The following is an 18,462-nucleotide window of genomic DNA, read 5'->3' on the forward strand; positions in this document are numbered from 1 at the left end:
TGGGCGATTAGCTCAGTTGGTAGAGCATCTCCTTTACACGGAGGGGGTCGGCGGTTCGAGCCCGTCATCGCCCACCATTTCGGGTCGTTAGCTCAGTTGGTAGAGCAGTTGACTTTTAATCAATTGGTCGCAGGTTCGAATCCTGCACGACCCACCAATGTAAAAAAGCGCCCTAAAGGCGCTTTTTTGCTATCTGCGATATAGCACATCCCCATTGCAGCCAGACCGCTTGTTTTACTCAAGCTCACGCCTTCTTTGCCGATACCTCTATTTTATGGCGAAAAGGATCTCAATATGACAACTCTTAAGCCCGTTTCTCTGTCGGCGATGGAAATCGGCAGCGTAGATAACAGCTCCGGCGGAAACGACATTGCTTCTCAAATCACCCGTCTGACCAAACAGATAACGAAAGTCACTCAGCAGCTCAAAGAAGTGGCCATGGGTGATGCCACAGCAGAAGAGAAGCAAAAGCAGCAGGAATTACTCGAATCTCAGCTGGCTATGTTGCAGGCACAGCTGGCGCAATTGCAGCGTCAGCAGGCAGAAGAGGCGATGCCAAAACAGGAAAAAGGTCAGGCAGTCGCGGAAGGCATCAATAAGCCCTCCGCGGAGCATCAGATTAATATCTACATCTGATTATTGGTTTCGTTAAAAAGTGGATCGCGTGTGCGGGCCTCCATCAAACGTTCGGCCTGCATACGCACCACATCCCAGCAGGCATGCGCCGCGCCGGAAAGTGACCTGTTTTTACGGCGTACCAGCATCAGCTGGCGTTCGACACAGGGTACGAAACGCTTCACCGTTAAACGACTCCCCTGCGGCAGTGGCAGCGCCAGCGCCGGCAGAACGCTGATGCCAATCCCCGCTTCGACCATCGGGAAGAGCGTGGCAGGATGCCCAATCTCCTGCACAATGGTTGCCTTAACGCCCTGCGCGGCCAGAGCGGCATCTATCAGCGGACGGCTGCCTGATGCATAATCCTGTAACACCAGGTTTGCCCCCTGCAAGGCCTGCCAGGCCACGTGTGGCAGCGATGCCAGCGGATCATCATCGCGGCAGAGCAATAAAAAGGGCTCCGAGAGCACCACTTCACATTCCAGGTCGCTTACCGCTCCGGGATCAATAACGATGCCAAAATCCACATCCCCCTGACGGATACTCTCCAGTACCCACTGCTGCGGCCTGTCGTGCAAAACAAAATCGATATCCGGATAGCGGTGATTACTTTCAGCGATACACTGGGGAATAAGATGCGCTGAAATCGTCTGGCTCGCCGCCACTCTCACGGTACCGGAAAGCTGTTGTCCGAGCCGGCCAACATCCCTGAGCGTACTGTTCAGTTCATCCAGCAGCCTTTCCAGTCGCATTGCCAGCTGCTGTCCCGCTTCGGTGAGTACCACTTCTCGCGTCGTACGGTCGAGCAGCTTCACTCCCGTTTGCGTTTCAAGCTCCTTAACGCTATGGCTCACCGCCGACTGGCTGAGGCCAATGATCTCCCCTGCCCGGCTAAAGCTGCGGGCCTGCGCGACGGTGACGAAAACGCGAAGCTGACGTAACGAATAATTCATCTGTTTAATTCATGAATGGATGCAATAAATCAATTTTATTTCTCAAAGGGAAGAAAGCACAATAGCGGCATCTGTTTTCAGGAGTGATTATGAAACTTTTTCGTATCCTTGATCCGTTTACGCTGACCCTGATTAGTGTCGTCTTGCTGGCCTCGTTCTTCCCGGCGCGGGGCAGTTTCGTTCCGGTTATTGAAGGACTGACCACGGCAGCCATTGCCCTGCTGTTCTTTATGCATGGCGCCAAACTCTCCCGGGAAGCCATTATTGCAGGCGGTAGCCACTGGCGACTGCACCTGTGGGTAATGTGCAGCACCTTTATCCTCTTCCCGGTTTTGGGCGTGCTGTTCGCCTGGTGGGCGCCGGTGAATGTCGATCCGGCGCTGTATACCGGTTTCCTTTATCTGTGCATTTTGCCGGCCACCGTGCAGTCCGCTATTGCCTTTACCTCGCTGGCGGGCGGTAACGTCGCGGCGGCGGTTTGTTCTGCTTCCGCTTCCAGCCTGCTGGGGATCTTTGTTTCACCGCTACTGGTCGGTCTGCTGATGAACATGCACGGGGCGGAAGGCAATCTGGAGCAGGTGGGTAAAATTTGTCTGCAACTGCTGCTGCCGTTTGTGCTCGGACACTTATCCCGTCCCTGGATTGGGGCGTTTGTGGCAAAACATAAAAAATGGATCGGGAAAACGGACCAAAGCTCAATTCTGCTGGTGGTTTACACGGCCTTCAGCGAAGCCGTGGTGAACGGCATCTGGCACAGGGTGGGCGCTGGATCGCTGCTGTTTATTGTGGTGGTAAGCATCGTTTTGCTGGCCATTGTCATCGCGGTTAACGTCTTTGTGGCCCGCAAATGCGGCTTCAACAAGGCCGATGAAATCACCATTGTATTTTGCGGATCGAAAAAGAGCTTGGCCAACGGGATCCCGATGGCCAATATTCTGTTCCCGACGTCCGTCATTGGGATGATGGTGTTACCGCTGATGATTTTCCATCAGATCCAGCTGATGGTGTGTGCGGTACTGGCGCGGCGTTACAAGGCGCAGACAGAAAAGCTGGCGCAGGAAGAGACCCGCGCCGCGAAAGTTTAAGGACGTTTCAGGGGCTGAACCAGCTGGGTCAGCCCCTCTGTTTTGATCAGTAACGTGATAGCCATCAGCTCGCCCAGACGCCCGGCGGGGAACTCATCCTTACGGGCAAACCACAGCAGATACTCTTCCGGTAAATCAATCAGCCTGCGACCCTTATATTTACCGAACGGCATCTCCGTATTGGCGATCTCAACGAGCTGCTCTTTTTCCACGTCACTCTCCTAACAGGCGCATCATTTCCGCTTCGTCGATTACCTCGATGCCAAGCTCCTGCGCTTTTGCCAGCTTCGAACCGGCCGCTTCCCCGGCAATCACCAGGTCGGTTTTCTTCGATACGCTGCCCGCCACTTTTGCCCCCAGCGCCACCAGGCGCGCTTTCGCGTCATCGCGCGAGAGCTGGCTCAGGCTGCCGGTCAGCACTACCGTTTTACCGGCAAACGGGCTGTCGATCTCTTCGGCATTAACCACTACCGGTGCAGGCCAGTGAATGCCCTGTTCCAGTAATTTACCGATCACTTCACGGTTGCTCTCTTCGGCGAAGAAGTTGAAAACGTGGGTAGCGACCACAATGCCGACATCAGGGACTTTCTGTAGCTCGTCGATGGTGGCTTTCTCCAGCGCGTCCAGCGTGCCGAAATACGCCGCCAGCCCTGCCGCCGTCGCCTCTCCGACTTCACGAATGCCAAGCGCGTAAAGGAAACGGGCAAAGGTGGTGTTTTTGGCCGCCTCGAGCGCGTTAACGATGTTCTGGGCAGATTTCGGCCCCATACGATCAAGACCGGTCAGCTTACCTGCCGTCAGGGTAAAGAGGTCCGCTGGCGTATGGACGTACTCTTTCTCAACTAACTGGTCGATAATCTTGTCACCCATTCCGTCGACGTCCATCGCCCGGCGGGAGACAAAGTGCTTCAGGGACTCTTTACGCTGCGCGCCGCAGATTAACCCGCCCGTACAGCGCGTTACCGCTTCCCCCTCCACGCGCTCAACGTCCGAACCACATACCGGACAGTGGGCTGGAAACTCGATGGCACGGGTATCGGCAGGACGTTCAGACTCAACAACGTTAACCACCTGTGGGATCACGTCGCCCGCGCGGCGAATCACCACTTTGTCACCAATGCGCAGGCCCAGGCGGGCAATTTCATCGGCGTTATGCAGCGTGGCGTTACTTACCAGCACGCCAGCCACCTGCACAGGCTCCAGACGCGCCACAGGCGTAATCGCCCCCGTACGCCCTACCTGAAACTCCACGTCGCGAACGAAGGTCATCTGCTCCTGCGCCGGGAACTTAAAGGCCACCGCCCAGCGCGGCGCACGGGCCACAAATCCTAACTGTTCCTGCAACGCCAGCGAGTTAACCTTGATCACCACGCCATCAATATCAAACCCGAGCGTGGGACGATCTTCTTCAACCTTGTGATAGAACGCCAGCACCGCCTCCGGAGAGTCGCAGAGCTGCACGCGGTTGCTAACTGGTAACCCCCACTCTTTGAACTGCATTAAACGACCCAGGTGAGTATCTGGCAGGTCACCGCCTTCCAGGATCCCGACGCCGTAGCAGAAGAAAGTAAGCGGTCGCTTCGCGGTGATTCGCGGATCGAGCTGACGCAGCGAACCTGCCGCCGCGTTACGCGGGTTTGCAAACACTTTCCCACCGGTACGACGCGCTTCTTCGTTGATCTTCTCGAAGCCCGCCTGCGGAAGGAACACTTCCCCGCGCACTTCCAGCCGGGCGGGAATGTTATCGCCACGCAGTTTCAGCGGGATCGCACGAATAGTGCGCACATTAGTGGTGATGTCTTCCCCGGTAGTGCCGTCGCCGCGCGTTGCGGCACGCACCATCACGCCGTTCTCATAAAGAATGCTAACGGCCAGACCATCCAGCTTTAGCTCGCAGCACCAGCTCAGATTGTCGATGCTCTTCAGGCGATCCTGCACACGCTTGTTGAAAGCCAGAAAACTCTCTTCATCAAACACGTTATCCAGCGACAGCATCGGCACTTCATGTCGCACCTGGCTGAAAGCGCCCAGCGGTTCCGCGCCGACGCGCTGCGTTGGGGAATCGGGCGTAATCAGTTCGGGGTGCTGCGCTTCCAGCTCGCGCAGTTCACGCATCAGGCGGTCATATTCCGCATCCGGCACTTCCGGTGCGTCCATAACATGATAGAGATATTCATGATGGCGAAGCGTGGTTCGCAGTTCAGTAAGTTGTTGTTCGATTGAGTCCATATCGCACCATCAATGAGAAAAACCCCCGACAGGCGGGGGTTGAGGAGGAGGTGAAGTTAACGCGACGATTACGCGTTCGCTTCCTTAACTTCGCGGATGCGGTCCTGATACTCGCGCAGTTTCTGCGGCGTCATCATTCGACGCTGATCGTCGAGCACCACACCGCCCACTTCGTCGGCGATGTGCTGAGCGGACTGTAGCATCAGCTTAAAGTTTTGCAGCTCGTCACCGTAGGACGGCACCTGCATAAAGATCGTAACCCCCGGCGTGACGAAATCACCGGTCATTTCCGGGTCAAACGTGCCTGGATTGACCATATTGGCCAGACTAAACAGCGCCGGACCGCTACCGTCGGGACTCAGGTGGCGATGGAAAATATTCATGTCGCCGAACTTGAAGCCTGCCTGTTGGATGCTGTTAAGCAGCACGTCACCGTTCAGATGGGTGCCATGATGAGCAGCCACGTTCATGATGATCACCGCTTCTTTACGCTGCGGCTTTTCAACAACCGGTTCTGGCTCTGCGACCGGCTCTGGCTCAACGCGCGGAGCGGGCTGTGGCGCAGGCGGTTCAGGCTGCGGCTGCGGTTGTTGTACCGGCTGCGGCTGCTGAACAGGCTGTGGCTGATGCACTGGCTGTGCAGGCTGTTGCACAGGTTGCGGCTGTACAGGCTGTGGCGCAACGGGCTGCTGTTGCACAGGCTGCTGCGGCGGATGACGAACAGGTTCTTCCACTGGCGGCGGCGCTGGCTGGCGCGGCTGGGCAGAGGCATACGGTGGTTGATACTGGTGCTGCGGAGCGCGGGGGGCTTCATGCTCTCCATGCGCTGCGCCGGGCGCAGTATTGACCCGATGAACACGAACTTCACCCACGCCGTCGTCGTCAGGACCGTCGATGTCGTCTTCAACGTCATCGTCGTCACGACTGGACTTCATGCGCTTCAGTGGACGATCGCGAAACATAGAGGAACGCTCTTTACGGCTGGTCCAGAAACCATGTACCAGTAAAGCGATTATGGCGATCGCGCCAACAATGATTAATATCAGACGCAAATCCTGCATCATTATATTCTCTGTTGTTCTAACACCTTGCCACCACGGCAAACATTTACTCACTAAGAGTATTTGCCGTTTACGTCAAGTGCAAGTGTATGCAGAGCATTCACAGCATAAAGATGAACTAAATCGTGCTTTTTGCTGGTTTTTCGAACATTTCCGAACTGGTCATTGGCCCGTAACTGGATAATATAGGCGGGCAATTCCACTGGTTGTGTAAAAAGGAGTACAGCCTGGTATGGTTTCAACATCTTCTTCTGCCCCACGCAGCGGGGTCTGGTACTTTTCTCAGGGCTGGAAACTGGTCTCCCTGCCGGGCATTCGACGCTTCGTTATTTTGCCGTTACTGATCAACATTATTCTGATGGGCGGGGCCTTCTGGTGGCTGTTCACCAGACTGGAAAGCTGGATCCCTTCCCTGATGAGCTATGTGCCGGACTGGTTACAGTGGCTAGACTACCTGCTCTGGCCGATTGCGGTTATCTCCGTGCTGCTGGTTTTCGGTTATTTCTTTTCGACGATAGCAAACTGGATAGCCGCGCCGTTCAACGGTCTGCTGGCCGAACAGCTGGAAGCGCGCCTGACCGGTGCGACGCCACCTGACACGGGCGTACTCGGGATCGTGAAAGATCTCCCCCGCATCATGAAGCGTGAATGGCAGAAGTTCGCCTGGTACCTGCCGCGGGCGATTGTGCTGCTTATTCTTTATTTTGTACCCGGGATTGGCCAGACGGTCGCGCCCGTGCTGTGGTTCCTGTTCAGCGCCTGGATGCTCGCTATCCAGTACTGTGATTATCCGTTCGATAACCACAAAGTGCCGTTTAAAGAGATGCGCACTGCCCTGCGCACTCAGAAGGTTGCCAACATGCAATTTGGCGCGCTGACCAGCCTGTTCACCATGATCCCTTTCCTGAATTTGTTCATCATGCCCGTTGCCGTTTGCGGCGCGACGGCGATGTGGGTGGACTGTTACCGTGCTAAGCACGCGTTATGGAAGTAATGCAAAAATGTGTAAAAGAGGGGTGGCTTATGCCGCCCCTTATTCCATACTGATCCCCATTATTTCCTTGCAGCATATAGATATGCGATTTCCTTACTTCCCCATACCTGTTCAACAGGTATGCTGGGTCGGTATCCCAATTTCATACAGTTAAGGACAGGCCATGAGTAAGATTTATGAAGACAACTCGCTGACTATCGGTCATACGCCCCTGGTTCGACTGAACCGTATCGGTAATGGACGCATTCTGGCGAAGGTCGAATCTCGTAACCCAAGCTTCAGCGTTAAATGCCGTATCGGTGCGAATATGATTTGGGATGCTGAAAAGCGTGGCGTGCTGAAACCTGGCGTTGAGCTGGTTGAACCCACCAGCGGCAATACCGGTATCGCTCTGGCCTATGTTGCGGCGGCGCGTGGCTACAAGCTGACGCTGACTATGCCTGAAACCATGAGCATTGAGCGTCGTAAGTTGCTGAAAGCGCTGGGTGCGAACCTGGTCCTGACCGAAGGCGCAAAAGGCATGAAGGGCGCGATTCAGAAGGCCGAAGAAATTGTTGCCAGCGATCCGGCAAAGTATCTGCTGCTCCAGCAGTTCAGCAACCCGGCCAACCCGGAAATTCATGAGAAAACCACCGGCCCGGAAATCTGGGAAGATACCGACGGTCAGGTTGATGTGTTTATCTCCGGCGTAGGCACCGGCGGTACGCTGACTGGTGTGTCTCGCTATATTAAAGGCACGAAAGGTAAAAAAGATCTGATTACCGTTGCCGTTGAGCCAACCGACTCACCGGTTATCGCTCAGGCGCTGGCAGGCGAAGAGATCAAACCTGGCCCACACAAAATCCAGGGTATCGGCGCTGGCTTTATTCCAGGCAACCTGGATCTGAAGCTGATCGATAAAGTCGTCGCCATTACCAATGAAGAAGCCATCTCCACGGCGCGTCGCCTGATGGACGAGGAAGGCATTCTGGCGGGTATCTCTTCCGGTGCGGCGGTTGCGGCAGCCCTCAAACTGCTGGAAGATGAAACCTTTACCAATAAGAACATTGTGGTTATCCTACCGTCTTCGGGTGAGCGTTACTTAAGCACAGCACTGTTTGCCGATCTCTTCACAGAGAAAGAACTGCAACAGTGATGCCAGCATGTTAAAAACGCGTAAAAAAGCACCTTTTCAGGTGCTTTTTTGTGGCCTGCTTCAAAGTTTTACCCCTCCTGGCATTGCTTCACCCCGTTGGGTCTGGTATTTAAACCAGCAATTATTTTGATGCGCGAAATTAATCGGTGAACGAAATAGCGCTGCTGAATCGATTTTATGATTTGGTTCAAGTCTTGCTTTCACTGCATAATGTTTAATGACGATTGAAACGTCAGCGCTAACTATACAGGCTAAAGTTAAGTCGCCAGGCTAGACTTTAGTTCCACAACACTAAACCTATAAGTTGGGGAAATACAATGTTCCAGCAAGAAGTTACCATTACCGCTCCGAACGGTCTGCACACCCGCCCTGCTGCTCAGTTTGTTAAAGAAGCGAAAGGCTTCACTTCTGAAATCACTGTGACTTCCAACGGCAAAAGCGCTAGCGCAAAAAGCCTGTTCAAGCTGCAAACTCTGGGCCTGACTCAGGGTACCGTTGTTACCATCTCCGCTGAAGGTGAAGACGAGCAGAAAGCAGTTGAGCATCTGGTTAAGCTGATGGCTGAACTCGAGTAAGTTTACCGGGTTCTTTTCAATATCAGTCACAAGTAAGGTAGGGTTATGATTTCAGGCATTTTAGCATCCCCGGGTATCGCTTTCGGCAAAGCATTGCTGCTGAAAGAAGACGAAATCGTCATTGACCGGAAAAAAATTTCTGCCGACAAGGTTGATCAGGAAGTTGAACGTTTTCTGAGCGGTCGTGCCAAGGCATCTGCGCAACTGGAAGCGATTAAAACTAAAGCTGGCGAAACTTTCGGTGAAGAAAAAGAAGCCATCTTCGAAGGGCACATTATGCTGCTCGAAGATGAGGAGCTGGAGCAGGAAATCATAGCCCTGATTAAAGATAAAGGCATGACGGCCGACGCGGCTGCGCATGAAGTTATCGAAGGTCAGGCATCTGCCCTGGAAGAGCTGGACGATGAATACCTGAAAGAACGTGCGGCTGACGTACGTGACATCGGTAAGCGCCTGCTGCGCAACATCCTGGGTCTGGCCATCATCGATCTGAGCGCGATTCAGGACGAAGTCATCCTGGTTGCCGCTGACCTGACCCCGTCTGAAACCGCACAGCTGAACCTGAACAAGGTGCTGGGTTTCATTACTGATGCAGGTGGACGTACCTCCCACACCTCAATCATGGCGCGTTCTCTGGAGCTGCCAGCCATTGTGGGTACCGGTAGCGTTACCTCCCAGGTTAAAAACGACGACTATCTGATTCTGGATGCCGTAAACAATGTGGTTTACGTCAACCCAACTAACGATGTGATCGAGCAGCTGCGTTCCGTTCAGGAGCAGGTTGCTACCGAGAAAGCGGAACTTGCTAAACTGAAAGATCTGCCAGCTATCACGCTGGACGGCCATCAGGTTGAAGTGTGCGCTAACATCGGTACCGTACGTGACGTTGACGGCGCTGAGCGCAACGGCGCGGAAGGTGTAGGTCTGTATCGTACTGAATTCCTGTTCATGGATCGCGACGCTCTGCCAACGGAAGAAGAGCAGTTTGCAGCGTACAAAGCGGTTGCGGAAGCGTGCGGCTCGCAGGCTGTAATCGTCCGTACTATGGACATCGGTGGCGACAAAGAGCTGCCGTACATGAACTTCCCGAAAGAAGAGAACCCGTTCCTGGGCTGGCGTGCCGTGCGTATCGCCATGGATCGCAAAGAGATCCTGCGTGACCAGGTTCGCGCTATTCTGCGTGCCTCCGCTTTCGGTAAACTGCGCATCATGTTCCCGATGATCATCTCTGTTGAAGAAGTGCGTGCACTGAAGAAAGAGATCGAAATCTACAAACAGGAACTGCGCGACGAAGGTAAAGCCTTTGACGAATCCATTGAGATCGGCGTGATGGTGGAAACACCGGCAGCCGCGACCATTGCGCGTCATTTAGCCAAAGAAGTTGATTTCTTTAGTATCGGTACCAATGATTTAACGCAGTACACCCTGGCAGTTGACCGTGGTAATGATATGATTTCACATCTCTACCAGCCAATGTCACCGTCCGTACTGAATTTGATCAAGCAAGTTATTGATGCTTCTCATGCAGAAGGTAAATGGACTGGCATGTGTGGTGAGCTTGCAGGCGACGAACGTGCTACACTTCTGTTGCTGGGTATGGGTCTGGACGAATTCTCTATGAGCGCCATTTCCATCCCGCGCATTAAGAAGATTATCCGTAACACGAACTTCGAAGATGCGAAGGTGTTAGCAGAGCAGGCTCTTGCTCAACCGACAACGGACGAGTTAATGACGCTGGTTAACAAGTTCATTGAAGAAAAAACAATCTGCTAATCCACGAGATGCGGCCCAATTTACTGCTTAGGAGAAGATCATGGGTTTGTTCGATAAACTGAAATCTCTGGTTTCTGATGACAAGAAAGACTCCGGAACTATTGAGATTGTTGCTCCGCTCTCCGGCGAGATCGTCAACATCGAAGACGTGCCGGATGTAGTGTTTGCTGAGAAAATCGTTGGTGATGGCATTGCTATCAAACCAACTGGCAACAAAATGGTTGCTCCAGTTGACGGCACCATCGGTAAAATTTTTGAAACCAACCATGCGTTCTCTATCGAATCCGATAGCGGTATCGAACTGTTCGTTCACTTCGGTATCGACACCGTTGAACTGAAAGGCGAAGGCTTCAAGCGTATCGCAGAAGAAGGCCAGCGTGTTAAAGTTGGCGACCCGGTAATTGAATTCGATCTGCCGCTGCTGGAAGAAAAAGCGAAGTCTACCCTGACTCCGGTTGTTATCTCCAACATGGACGAAATCAAAGAACTGATCAAACTGTCTGGCAGCGTCACCGTGGGTGAAACCCCGGTTATCCGCATCAAGAAGTAATTCTTGCCGCACAGAAAAATGGCGCCTTCGGGCGCCATTTTTGTTTATGCCGGCAGGATAAGCTCGTCATAGCCTTTCGACTGCGTATAGATCATAACGTCAGTCACCCGATCGCCCGCCATGCGAATGGCATCGGCAACGGTTTTCCCTCCCACAATGCCGCTGACCAGCTCCGAACAGAACAGATCGCCCGTTCCTTTCAGATCCGTCTCTACGCGCGGGTGCGCGCTTACGGTAACACCTTCTTCGCTCACCAGCACAACGTGAATATTCTGCGGATCGTCAGACACTGGCGCACTGGTGATCGCTACCCATTTCAGCGAGTCGGACAGCAGCCCCTGCGCGGCGGCAATGGCGCTCTCCGGCGTACGGCACGGTTTGCCGCTCAGCACTTCCAGTTCATACACGTTGGGCGTAATGCCCTGGGCCAGCGGGAGCAGATGCTCACGGTAGGCTTCAGGAATATCCGGCTTCACGTACATCCCGCTATCGATATCCCCAATTACCGGGTCGACCAGCACCAGCAGATCGGGATGTTGCACTTTGATTGCCTTCAGCCACTGCGCCAGCAGCGCGATCTGGCTGGCGCTGCCCATATAGCCGGTGGTGACCGCTTTAAGCTCGCGCAGGATCTCGCGCTCTTCCAGCGCCTTAAGGTAGCCGCTGAACCACTCGTCCGGGATCACCCCGCCGTAGAAGGTGTCGTAGTGCGGCGTATTGCTGAACAGCACCGTTGGCACGGCGGTAACGTTCAGCCGGTGGGTTCGAATATTCGGCACCGCGATGCTGTTTCCCACGCTGCCGTACACCACCTGCGACTGTACGGCGACAATATCGGTTTGCTGCGCCCGGGTTTTATCCCGGAATAAAATCATCTCCATGACGCTTAAATCCCCGCCCCCTGCGAATAACTCTCTTCACCAAAGACGCCGGTAGACAGATAACGGTCGCCGCGATCGCAAATAATCGCTACGACCACCGCCCCCGGCGTGGACTCAGCCACCCGGATCGCACCCGCTACGGCACCGCCAGAGCTGACGCCGCAGAAGATACCTTCACGCACGGCCAGCTCACGCATGGTATTTTCCGCCTCGCGCTGATGAATATCCAGCACCTGGTCCACAAGCTGCGCATTAAAGATGCCCGGCATATACTCCGCCGGCCAGCGGCGGATGCCCGGAATACTGCTCCCCTCTTCCGGTTGCAGGCCGACAATCGTCACCGGCTTCTCCTGTTCGCGCAGAAAGCGTGACACACCGGTGATCGTGCCCGTGGTCCCCATGCTGGAGACAAAGTGGGTGATGCGCCCGTCGGTTTGCTGCCAGATTTCCGGGCCGGTGGTGGTGTAGTGCGCGTACGGGTTGTCCGGGTTGTTGAACTGGTCGAGGAGCTTGCCTTCCCCGCGCTCCGCCATCGCTAACGCTAAATCTCGCGCCCCTTCCATCCCCTGCTCTTTGCTCACCAGAATCAGCTCGGCTCCATAGGCGCGCATGGCGGCCCGGCGCTCCTGGCTCATGTTATCCGGCATCAGCAGCTTCATGCGGTAGCCTTTCAGGGCGGCAATCATTGCCAGCGCGATACCGGTATTTCCGCTGGTGGCCTCAATGAGCACGTCGCCTGGCTTAATTTCACCGCGCTTCTCGGCCTGGACAATCATCGACAGTGCCGCCCGGTCTTTCACCGACCCCGCCGGGTTATTGCCTTCGAGTTTGACCCAGATTTCGCTGCCGTTATCAGGCCCCATGCGCTGAAGTTTGACCAGAGGGGTGTTGCCGATGGTGTGTTCGAGTGTATTCACGATTTTTACTCAATAAAAAAGCCGGGTGGCGCTTAGCTTACCCGGCCTACAAGACGCAGTGATAACTGTAGGCCCGGTCAGCGCAGCGCCACCGGGCGATAAACATACTAATAACCTATCAGGCTGACTCCGCCAGAGCAATATCCTCGCGCGTTTCAATGCGCTCGTTGCCATGATAAATGCGCGCGTGTTGCAGCCCCACAAAAAGACGCTCCCCCCGGTGTGGCGGCACGTCGTCACGCATAACCACGGTCAGCGGCTCGGTGTACCAGCCCAGGGGCTGTACCACCAATTGGGTGTAGTGCCCTTTAGGGCTAGCTTCCAGCACCTGCACCGGAAGCGGTGAATCCAGGCTGGTACGGCGGCTGACGTCCACTTCCCACGGACGCAGGAACAGATCCACCGGCCCCTGATGCGCGGAGGTATACCCCAGCGGCCAGCGGTGCGCGCCAACGTGGAACTGACCGCCGCGAATGGTGCCCTGAAGGCGGTTTACTTCCCCCATAAACTCCAGCACAAAGCGGGTCGCCGGTTCACGCCAGAGCTGCTCTGGCTCGTCAACCTGCTCAATGTTGCCCTGACTCATCACTACCACGCGATCGGCCACTTCCATCGCCTCTTCCTGATCGTGGGTCACGAAAACGCTGGTGAACTGGAGTTCCTCATGCAGCTGACGCAGCCAGCGGCGCAGCTCTTTTCGCACCTGTGCATCCAGCGCGCCAAACGGTTCGTCCAGCAGCAGGATTTGCGGTTCAACGGCTAACGCACGCGCCAGCGCCACGCGCTGCTTCTGCCCGCCGGAAAGTTGAGCCGGGAAGCGGTCCGCCAGATGCGCAAGCTGCACCATCTCCAGCAGTTTGGTCACTTTCGCTTTGATGGCGGCGGCATCTGGACGTTCACGACGCGGCAGCACGGTCAGGCCAAACGCGATGTTGTCGAATACCGTCATGTGGCGGAACAGCGCATAATGCTGAAATACAAAGCCCACTTTACGGTCGCGGGCGTGCAGGCGGCTAACGTCCGTACCGTGGAAGCGAATATGTCCGCTGGTCTGGTGTTCAAGCCCGGCGATAATACGCAGCAGCGTGGTTTTACCGGAGCCAGACGGCCCCAGCAGCGCCACCATTTGTCCGGAAGGGATATCCAGCGAGATATCATTCAGCACCTGGGTGCGACCAAAAGACTTCTTAATATTGGCAATCTCAATGCTCATGATTTCCCTCCTGATGCTGACGTTTTTCCTGATTCTCTAAACGCCACTGCACCACACTCTTCAAAAACAGGGTCAAAATCGCCATCAGCGTCAGCAACGCTGCGGCAGTAAAGGAACCGACGGTGTTGTAGTCCTGTTCCAGTAATTCAATCTGTAACGGCAGCGACAGGGTTTCGCCGCGAATCGAGCCGGATACCACCGACACCGCGCCAAACTCACCGATCGCACGGGCGTTGGTCAGCACCACGCCGTAAAGCAGTGCCCAGCGGATATTCGGCAGCGTGACGCGGCGGAACATCTGCCACCCGGAAGCGCCGAGCAGCACCGCGGCTTCATCTTCATGGCTGCCCTGGCTGAGCATCACCGGCACCAGCTCGCGCACCACGAACGGACAGGTGACAAAGACGGTCACCAGCACCATCCCCGGCCAGGCGAACATGATTTGCAGGTCGTGCTCATCCAGCCAGCCGCCCAGCGGGCCATTGGAGCCGTAGAAGAGCAGATAAACCAGACCCGCCACCACCGGAGACACCGCAAACGGGATATCCAGCAGGGTCAGCAGCAGCTGACGCCCCGGGAAGTTAAAGCGCGTTACCAGCCAGGCCAGCAATACGCCAAACACCAGATTCACCGGGACGGTGATGAGGGCAATCATCACCGTCAGCCAGATGGCGTGGAGCATGTCCGGATCGGCCAGGTTTTGCAGCGCGGGCATAATCCCTTTGCTGAAGGCCTGCACGAAGATGTACACCATCGGCACGACGAGAATGAATGCGGAGACCAGCACGCCGGTACCAATCAGAAACCATTTGCCCCAGTTGATGCGGGGCGCATCATAGCGCTTCAATTGCGTAACTTCCGCCATCAGTGACCTACCACACGTCGACCAAAGCGACTTTGCAGAGTGTTAATCGAAAACAGTAGCAGCAGCGACGCGGCAAGGATCACCGAGGCAATCGCGCTCGCGGCCGGATAATCAAACTCCTGCAAACGGACAAAAATCATCAGCGAGGTCACTTCGGTTTTCCACGCGATGTTCCCGGCGATAAAAATGACCGCGCCAAATTCACCGAGGCTGCGGGTAAAGGAAAGCGCCACCCCCGCCAGCAAGGCCGGAGAAAGTTCCGGCAGCACAACCTTACGGAAACTCTGCCAGCGCGTGGCGCCCAGGGTCTCCGCAGCCTCTTCGTATTCGGGGCCTAACTCTTCCAGCACCGGCTGCACGGTACGTACCACAAACGGGATGCTGGTGAAGGCCATCGCCACCGCGATACCGATCCAGGTATAGGTCACTTTAATATCAAACTTCGCCAGCCATTCGCCGTAAAAGCCGTTCACGGAGAACAGCGACGCCAGCGTCAGACCGGCCACCGCCGTCGGCAGGGCAAACGGCAGATCCATCAGGGCGTCGAGCAGCGTGCGGCCAGGGAAGCGATAGCGGGTTAAGATCCATGCCATCAGCAGGCCAAACACGCCGTTAAAAATCGAGGCCACGAATGCAGACAGCAGCGTGACCTTGTAGGCCGCCACCACCTGCGGATTGGTGACCACTTCCCAGTACTGGGACCAGCTCATCTCAGCGAGCTGCATCACCAGAGCGCTGAGCGGTAACAATAAAATCAGACAGACGAACAGCAGGCTGGTCCCGAGGCTTAAGGTAAAACCCGGCAGCACACGTCTTGTTGATCCTGCAAACATTACTTACGCCCCGCCGCCAGCAATTTGTCTAACTCACCGCCGCTGGCAAAATGCGTTTTCATCACCTCAGGCCAGGCGCCGAAATGATCTTCCACGCGGAACAGCTCGGTCTGCGGGAATTTGTCTTTCAGCTTGTTCATCACGTCCGGATTATTAACGCGGTAGTAATAGTCAGTAATCACCGTCTGCGCCTGCGGGCTGTACAGATAGTTGAGATAGGCTTTTGCCGCTTTCTCAGTGCCGTTGGCTTTGACGTTTTTATCCACCCACGCCACCGGGAACTCGGCCAGAACGTTAGTTTTCGGGATAACCACTTCGAAGCCCTGCGCTTCGTACTGTTTACGAATATTGTTCACTTCGGATTCAAAGCTGATCAGCACGTCGCCCAGCCCGCGCTCGGCGAAAGTGGTGGTTGCGCCCCGGCCGCCGGTGTCAAACACTTCGACATTTTTCAGGAACTGGGTCATAAACTGTTCGGTTTTCGCTTTATCGTTACCGTCAGCTTTGTCCGCCGCGCCCCACGCCGCCAGATAGGTATAACGCGCGTTGCCGGAGGTTTTCGGATTCGGGAAAATCAGCTTGACGTCAGAACGCACCAGGTCGTTCCAGTCGTGAATGTTTTTCGGGTTGCCCTTGCGCACCAGGAAGCCCATGGTGGAGTAGAACGGCGAACTGTTGTTCGGCAGGCGGCTTTGCCAGTCCGCCGGGATCAGCTTGCCTTTGTCGTGCAGGATCTGCACATCCGTGACCTGGTTGTAGGTCACCACATCCGCTTTCAGCCCCTGCAAAATGGCCAGCGCCTGCTTGGATGAGCCAGCGTGCGACTGTTTGATGGTCAGCTTGTCGCCGTTGTTCTCTTTCGCCCACTGCTGTTCAAATGCGGGATTAAGGGCGGCAAACAGCTCGCGCGAAACATCATAAGAACTGTTCAGCAACTCGGTTGCCTGCGCCTGCGCCACCAGCAGTAAACCTGCCAGTGCCAGCGATCCTTTTTTCAGTACAGTAACGGCCATTGCGCACCCTTATAAATGTGATGACTATCTTATAGTCATAATATTTATAACGGAGTCTAAAGGAGTAACGGTTTTATATACCGTTTGGTGATTTAGAAGCAGAAAAGGGAATAAGGGGTGCGGGAGAAATTGCCGGGTGGCGCTAACGCTTACCCGGCCTACGAATGGAGAGCGATTTACAGCGCCAGCAGGCGCTCAACGGACGGCGCAAAGTAGTAGCCGCCGGTCACCGGACGGGTGAAGCGCAGCATGGCGTCACGCTTGCCGTCGGTATCGCCAAACATGCTCAGCAGCTGCTGTTCGATGTTGTAGAGGCGTGCACAGTAAGCGCAGAAGTACAGGCCGTGCGTACCGCTCGCGGTGCCGTACGGCAGGCTCTGGCGAACAATCTTCAGCCCCTTACCGTCTTCTTTAAGGTCAACGCGGGTCAGGTGGGACGTGACCGGACGCGCATCGCCGTCAATCTCTTCATTGGCGTCTTTGGTGCGGCCAATCATCATCTCCTGGTCATGCACGCTCATGCGGTTGAGCTGCCTGAGGTTATGCTCCCAGCGCTGGACGAACACGTAGCTGCCGCCCGCGTCCACGCCATCCTTGATTACAGCCACCTCGCGACGCGTCTCTTCCCCGGCCGGGTTTTCGGTGCCGTCGACGAAGCCGCTCAAATCGCGCTCTTCCACCCAGCGGAAACCGTGGATCTCTTCCTGCACGTCGATGCTGTCACCAAAGGCCTCAATCGCTGCCTGAGCGACGGAGAAATTCACGTCATGGCGCAGGGAGAGGATATGAATCAGGACGTCATACTGGGTGGCGGGCGCAAGTCCTTTGCCATAAGGAATAAAGTCTTTCAGCTCTTCTGCGCCTTCGCCGCCGCTCAGCTGACGCCAGACGGTGTTGCCAAAGGCAACCACCGCACCCAGATGGGCTTCGGGGAATTTGGCCTGAAAGGTGGCCAGTTTATCAACGAAAATTTTGCTGGCCGCGCGCAGGGCATCCACGTCCCCTTTGACGTTGGCTTCAATCCAAATCGCCGCGCGGCAATGTTCTGGCAAAATGCCACTCTGAACCTGAGACATCGCTCCTCCTGAAAAAAAGATGCCACGACAGCGTGGCATTGATGGCGGCTATTATACCTGGATTTCAGCGAGGCGGCTTGCTCAGGCGCAAATTACTGCTTCCAGATAATTTTGCTCACTTTCCACTTTTTCAGGGTGTCGTCAGAGGGCATTAACCCTTCCGGACCGTTCCAGGTGCCGCTGAATACATAGCTAATGTGCTGGCTGCCGTCGGCCTTACACTCGACCGCCACGCTGTCATCCGACGGCACGCTGGCGCAGTGGCCAAACGCTTTCTGGTAGAGCTCGCCAAACGGCGTACCTACCTTCACGCCACCTGAGGTCGGAATCTCTTCATCCATCACCGCAATGCGGTTGACCGTACCTTTATCGCCGTTGATGACCATCGCCACCTTGTCGTCTTTCAACGCTTCGAAATAGCGCACGATGTTGCCGTTCTCGGTTTTCATGCCGCTGCGCAGGCGATAATCACTGCCGATGGCCTCCTGAATGGCATCCTGATCCAGCGCCGTCGAGGCGGTGATTTTGCCCACGCCCTGCTCGGTCACTTCCGTTGAGGAGCCAAACCAGTTCCACGGATAGGCCGCAGACCAGTTGATGGATGAGAGCGTGGAACAGCCGGTTAACGCCAGCGGGAGAGCGCATAAAAGTAAACGCAGCGATTTCATTGAGACGTCCTTACGTAATAAATCAA

The 18,462-nt window shown here is 55.4% G+C and carries 19 protein-coding genes and 2 tRNA genes; 9 read left to right on the top strand and 12 right to left on the bottom strand.

Going from position 1 to position 18,462, the window contains the following annotated elements; genetic code table 11:
• The first annotated feature begins 1 nt into the window (after position 1).
• The 3 genes from L379_RS07515 to L379_RS07505 all read left to right on the top strand — a co-directional run bounded on the left by L379_RS07515 (position 2) and on the right by L379_RS07505 (position 636).
• Positions 2–77 (top strand) — tRNA-Val (locus L379_RS07515).
• A 4-nt stretch (positions 78–81) separates the two neighbouring features.
• Positions 82–157: transfer RNA gene (locus L379_RS07510), tRNA-Lys, on the top strand.
• A gap of 137 nt (positions 158–294) precedes the next feature.
• Positions 295–636 (top strand): FlxA-like family protein, encoded by a 342-nt coding sequence (locus L379_RS07505; RefSeq protein WP_017383471.1) that lies wholly within the window; start codon positions 295–297, stop codon positions 634–636.
• Here L379_RS07505 and L379_RS07500 read toward each other — a convergent pair.
• Entirely contained in the window at positions 627–1,568 is a 942-nt protein-coding gene (locus L379_RS07500) for a LysR family transcriptional regulator (RefSeq protein WP_017692971.1), read from the bottom strand. The two genes, L379_RS07505 and L379_RS07500, sit on opposite strands and share 10 nt — an antisense overlap.
• 89 nt (positions 1,569–1,657) lie before the next feature.
• Here L379_RS07500 and L379_RS07495 point away from each other — a divergent pair, with 89 nt between their 5' ends.
• On the top strand, positions 1,658–2,653 hold the full coding sequence (locus L379_RS07495; protein ID WP_023304176.1) for a bile acid:sodium symporter family protein: 996 nt from the start codon (positions 1,658–1,660) through the stop codon (positions 2,651–2,653).
• On the opposite strand, the gene L379_RS07490 is transcribed toward L379_RS07495, so the two are convergent.
• From L379_RS07490 to zipA, 3 genes are all read right to left on the bottom strand, one after another.
• Positions 2,650–2,865 (bottom strand): DUF3820 family protein, encoded by a 216-nt coding sequence (locus L379_RS07490; protein WP_003861328.1) that lies wholly within the window; start codon positions 2,863–2,865, stop codon positions 2,650–2,652. The two genes, L379_RS07495 and L379_RS07490, sit on opposite strands and share 4 nt — an antisense overlap.
• Before the next feature lies 1 nt (position 2,866).
• Complete coding sequence (gene ligA, locus L379_RS07485) at positions 2,867–4,882, bottom strand: NAD-dependent DNA ligase LigA (protein WP_017383473.1); 2,016 nt, start codon at positions 4,880–4,882, stop codon at positions 2,867–2,869.
• A gap of 68 nt (positions 4,883–4,950) precedes the next feature.
• The gene (zipA, locus tag L379_RS07480) at positions 4,951–5,946 is read right to left on the bottom strand and encodes a cell division protein ZipA (RefSeq protein WP_015572226.1); all 996 of its coding nucleotides are present in this window, start codon (positions 5,944–5,946) and stop codon (positions 4,951–4,953) included.
• A 229-nt stretch (positions 5,947–6,175) separates the two neighbouring features.
• Here zipA and cysZ point away from each other — a divergent pair, with 229 nt between their 5' ends.
• From cysZ to crr, 5 genes are all read left to right on the top strand, one after another.
• Entirely contained in the window at positions 6,176–6,937 is a 762-nt protein-coding gene (gene cysZ, locus L379_RS07475; RefSeq protein WP_006811452.1) for a sulfate transporter CysZ, read from the top strand.
• A 163-nt stretch (positions 6,938–7,100) separates the two neighbouring features.
• Complete coding sequence (gene cysK, locus L379_RS07470; protein WP_006811453.1) at positions 7,101–8,072, top strand: cysteine synthase A; 972 nt, start codon at positions 7,101–7,103, stop codon at positions 8,070–8,072.
• 317 nt (positions 8,073–8,389) lie between these two features.
• Positions 8,390–8,647, top strand: a complete 258-nt coding sequence (gene ptsH, locus L379_RS07465) for a phosphocarrier protein Hpr (protein ID WP_000487600.1) — start codon at positions 8,390–8,392, stop codon at positions 8,645–8,647.
• A 45-nt stretch (positions 8,648–8,692) separates the two neighbouring features.
• Positions 8,693–10,420, top strand: a complete 1,728-nt coding sequence (gene ptsI / locus L379_RS07460; RefSeq protein WP_006811455.1) for a phosphoenolpyruvate-protein phosphotransferase PtsI — start codon at positions 8,693–8,695, stop codon at positions 10,418–10,420.
• 40 nt (positions 10,421–10,460) lie between these two features.
• Positions 10,461–10,970: a PTS glucose transporter subunit IIA gene (gene crr / locus L379_RS07455; RefSeq protein ID WP_003861316.1), complete on the top strand. Its 510-nt coding sequence runs from the start codon at positions 10,461–10,463 to the stop codon at positions 10,968–10,970.
• Between the two features lie 44 nt (positions 10,971–11,014).
• Here crr and pdxK read toward each other — a convergent pair whose 3' ends face one another.
• The 8 genes from pdxK to L379_RS07415 form a co-directional block, all read right to left on the bottom strand.
• Complete coding sequence (gene pdxK / locus L379_RS07450) at positions 11,015–11,851, bottom strand: pyridoxine/pyridoxal/pyridoxamine kinase (protein WP_017383475.1); 837 nt, start codon at positions 11,849–11,851, stop codon at positions 11,015–11,017.
• A gap of 5 nt (positions 11,852–11,856) precedes the next feature.
• Positions 11,857–12,768, bottom strand: coding sequence for a cysteine synthase CysM (cysM, locus tag L379_RS07445; RefSeq protein WP_017383476.1), 912 nt, complete (start codon positions 12,766–12,768; stop codon positions 11,857–11,859).
• Between the two features lie 118 nt (positions 12,769–12,886).
• On the bottom strand, positions 12,887–13,981 hold the full coding sequence (gene cysA / locus L379_RS07440) for a sulfate/thiosulfate ABC transporter ATP-binding protein CysA (RefSeq protein WP_017383477.1): 1,095 nt from the start codon (positions 13,979–13,981) through the stop codon (positions 12,887–12,889).
• Complete coding sequence (cysW, locus tag L379_RS07435; RefSeq protein ID WP_003861305.1) at positions 13,971–14,846, bottom strand: sulfate/thiosulfate ABC transporter permease CysW; 876 nt, start codon at positions 14,844–14,846, stop codon at positions 13,971–13,973. The genes cysA and cysW overlap by 11 nt, the downstream gene beginning before the upstream one ends.
• On the bottom strand, positions 14,846–15,679 hold the full coding sequence (gene cysT, locus L379_RS07430; RefSeq protein ID WP_017383478.1) for a sulfate/thiosulfate ABC transporter permease CysT: 834 nt from the start codon (positions 15,677–15,679) through the stop codon (positions 14,846–14,848). Before cysT ends, cysW begins: the two co-directional genes overlap by 1 nt.
• Positions 15,679–16,692, bottom strand: a complete 1,014-nt coding sequence (locus L379_RS07425; RefSeq protein WP_032649009.1) for a sulfate ABC transporter substrate-binding protein — start codon at positions 16,690–16,692, stop codon at positions 15,679–15,681. Before L379_RS07425 ends, cysT begins: the two co-directional genes overlap by 1 nt.
• 176 nt (positions 16,693–16,868) lie before the next feature.
• On the bottom strand, positions 16,869–17,768 hold the full coding sequence (locus L379_RS07420; protein WP_017383480.1) for a Dyp-type peroxidase: 900 nt from the start codon (positions 17,766–17,768) through the stop codon (positions 16,869–16,871).
• Positions 17,769–17,860: 92 nt separating this feature from the next.
• The gene (locus L379_RS07415; protein WP_015572220.1) at positions 17,861–18,436 is read right to left on the bottom strand and encodes an RpoE-regulated lipoprotein; all 576 of its coding nucleotides are present in this window, start codon (positions 18,434–18,436) and stop codon (positions 17,861–17,863) included.
• Between the last annotated feature and the right edge of the window lie 26 nt (positions 18,437–18,462).

This window comes from Enterobacter sp. MGH 33 (assembly GCF_000534535.1).
Classification (GTDB): Bacteria; Pseudomonadota; Gammaproteobacteria; order Enterobacterales; family Enterobacteriaceae; genus Enterobacter; species Enterobacter hormaechei_C.

Coding starts and splice junctions, on each gene's coding strand:
- L379_RS07505 (WP_017383471.1), top strand. CDS start 295: ATGACAACTCTTAAGCCCGTTTCTCTGTCGGCGATGGAAATCGGCAGC.
- L379_RS07500 (WP_017692971.1), bottom strand. CDS start 1,568: ATGAATTATTCGTTACGTCAGCTTCGCGTTTTCGTCACCGTCGCGCAG.
- L379_RS07495 (WP_023304176.1), top strand. CDS start 1,658: ATGAAACTTTTTCGTATCCTTGATCCGTTTACGCTGACCCTGATTAGT.
- ligA (WP_017383473.1), bottom strand. CDS start 4,882: ATGGACTCAATCGAACAACAACTTACTGAACTGCGAACCACGCTTCGC.
- zipA (WP_015572226.1), bottom strand. CDS start 5,946: ATGATGCAGGATTTGCGTCTGATATTAATCATTGTTGGCGCGATCGCC.
- cysZ (WP_006811452.1), top strand. CDS start 6,176: ATGGTTTCAACATCTTCTTCTGCCCCACGCAGCGGGGTCTGGTACTTT.
- cysK (WP_006811453.1), top strand. CDS start 7,101: ATGAGTAAGATTTATGAAGACAACTCGCTGACTATCGGTCATACGCCC.
- ptsH (WP_000487600.1), top strand. CDS start 8,390: ATGTTCCAGCAAGAAGTTACCATTACCGCTCCGAACGGTCTGCACACC.
- ptsI (WP_006811455.1), top strand. CDS start 8,693: ATGATTTCAGGCATTTTAGCATCCCCGGGTATCGCTTTCGGCAAAGCA.
- crr (WP_003861316.1), top strand. CDS start 10,461: ATGGGTTTGTTCGATAAACTGAAATCTCTGGTTTCTGATGACAAGAAA.
- pdxK (WP_017383475.1), bottom strand. CDS start 11,851: ATGGAGATGATTTTATTCCGGGATAAAACCCGGGCGCAGCAAACCGAT.
- cysA (WP_017383477.1), bottom strand. CDS start 13,981: ATGAGCATTGAGATTGCCAATATTAAGAAGTCTTTTGGTCGCACCCAG.
- cysW (WP_003861305.1), bottom strand. CDS start 14,846: ATGGCGGAAGTTACGCAATTGAAGCGCTATGATGCGCCCCGCATCAAC.
- cysT (WP_017383478.1), bottom strand. CDS start 15,679: ATGTTTGCAGGATCAACAAGACGTGTGCTGCCGGGTTTTACCTTAAGC.
- L379_RS07425 (WP_032649009.1), bottom strand. CDS start 16,692: ATGGCCGTTACTGTACTGAAAAAAGGATCGCTGGCACTGGCAGGTTTA.
- L379_RS07420 (WP_017383480.1), bottom strand. CDS start 17,768: ATGTCTCAGGTTCAGAGTGGCATTTTGCCAGAACATTGCCGCGCGGCG.
- L379_RS07415 (WP_015572220.1), bottom strand. CDS start 18,436: ATGAAATCGCTGCGTTTACTTTTATGCGCTCTCCCGCTGGCGTTAACC.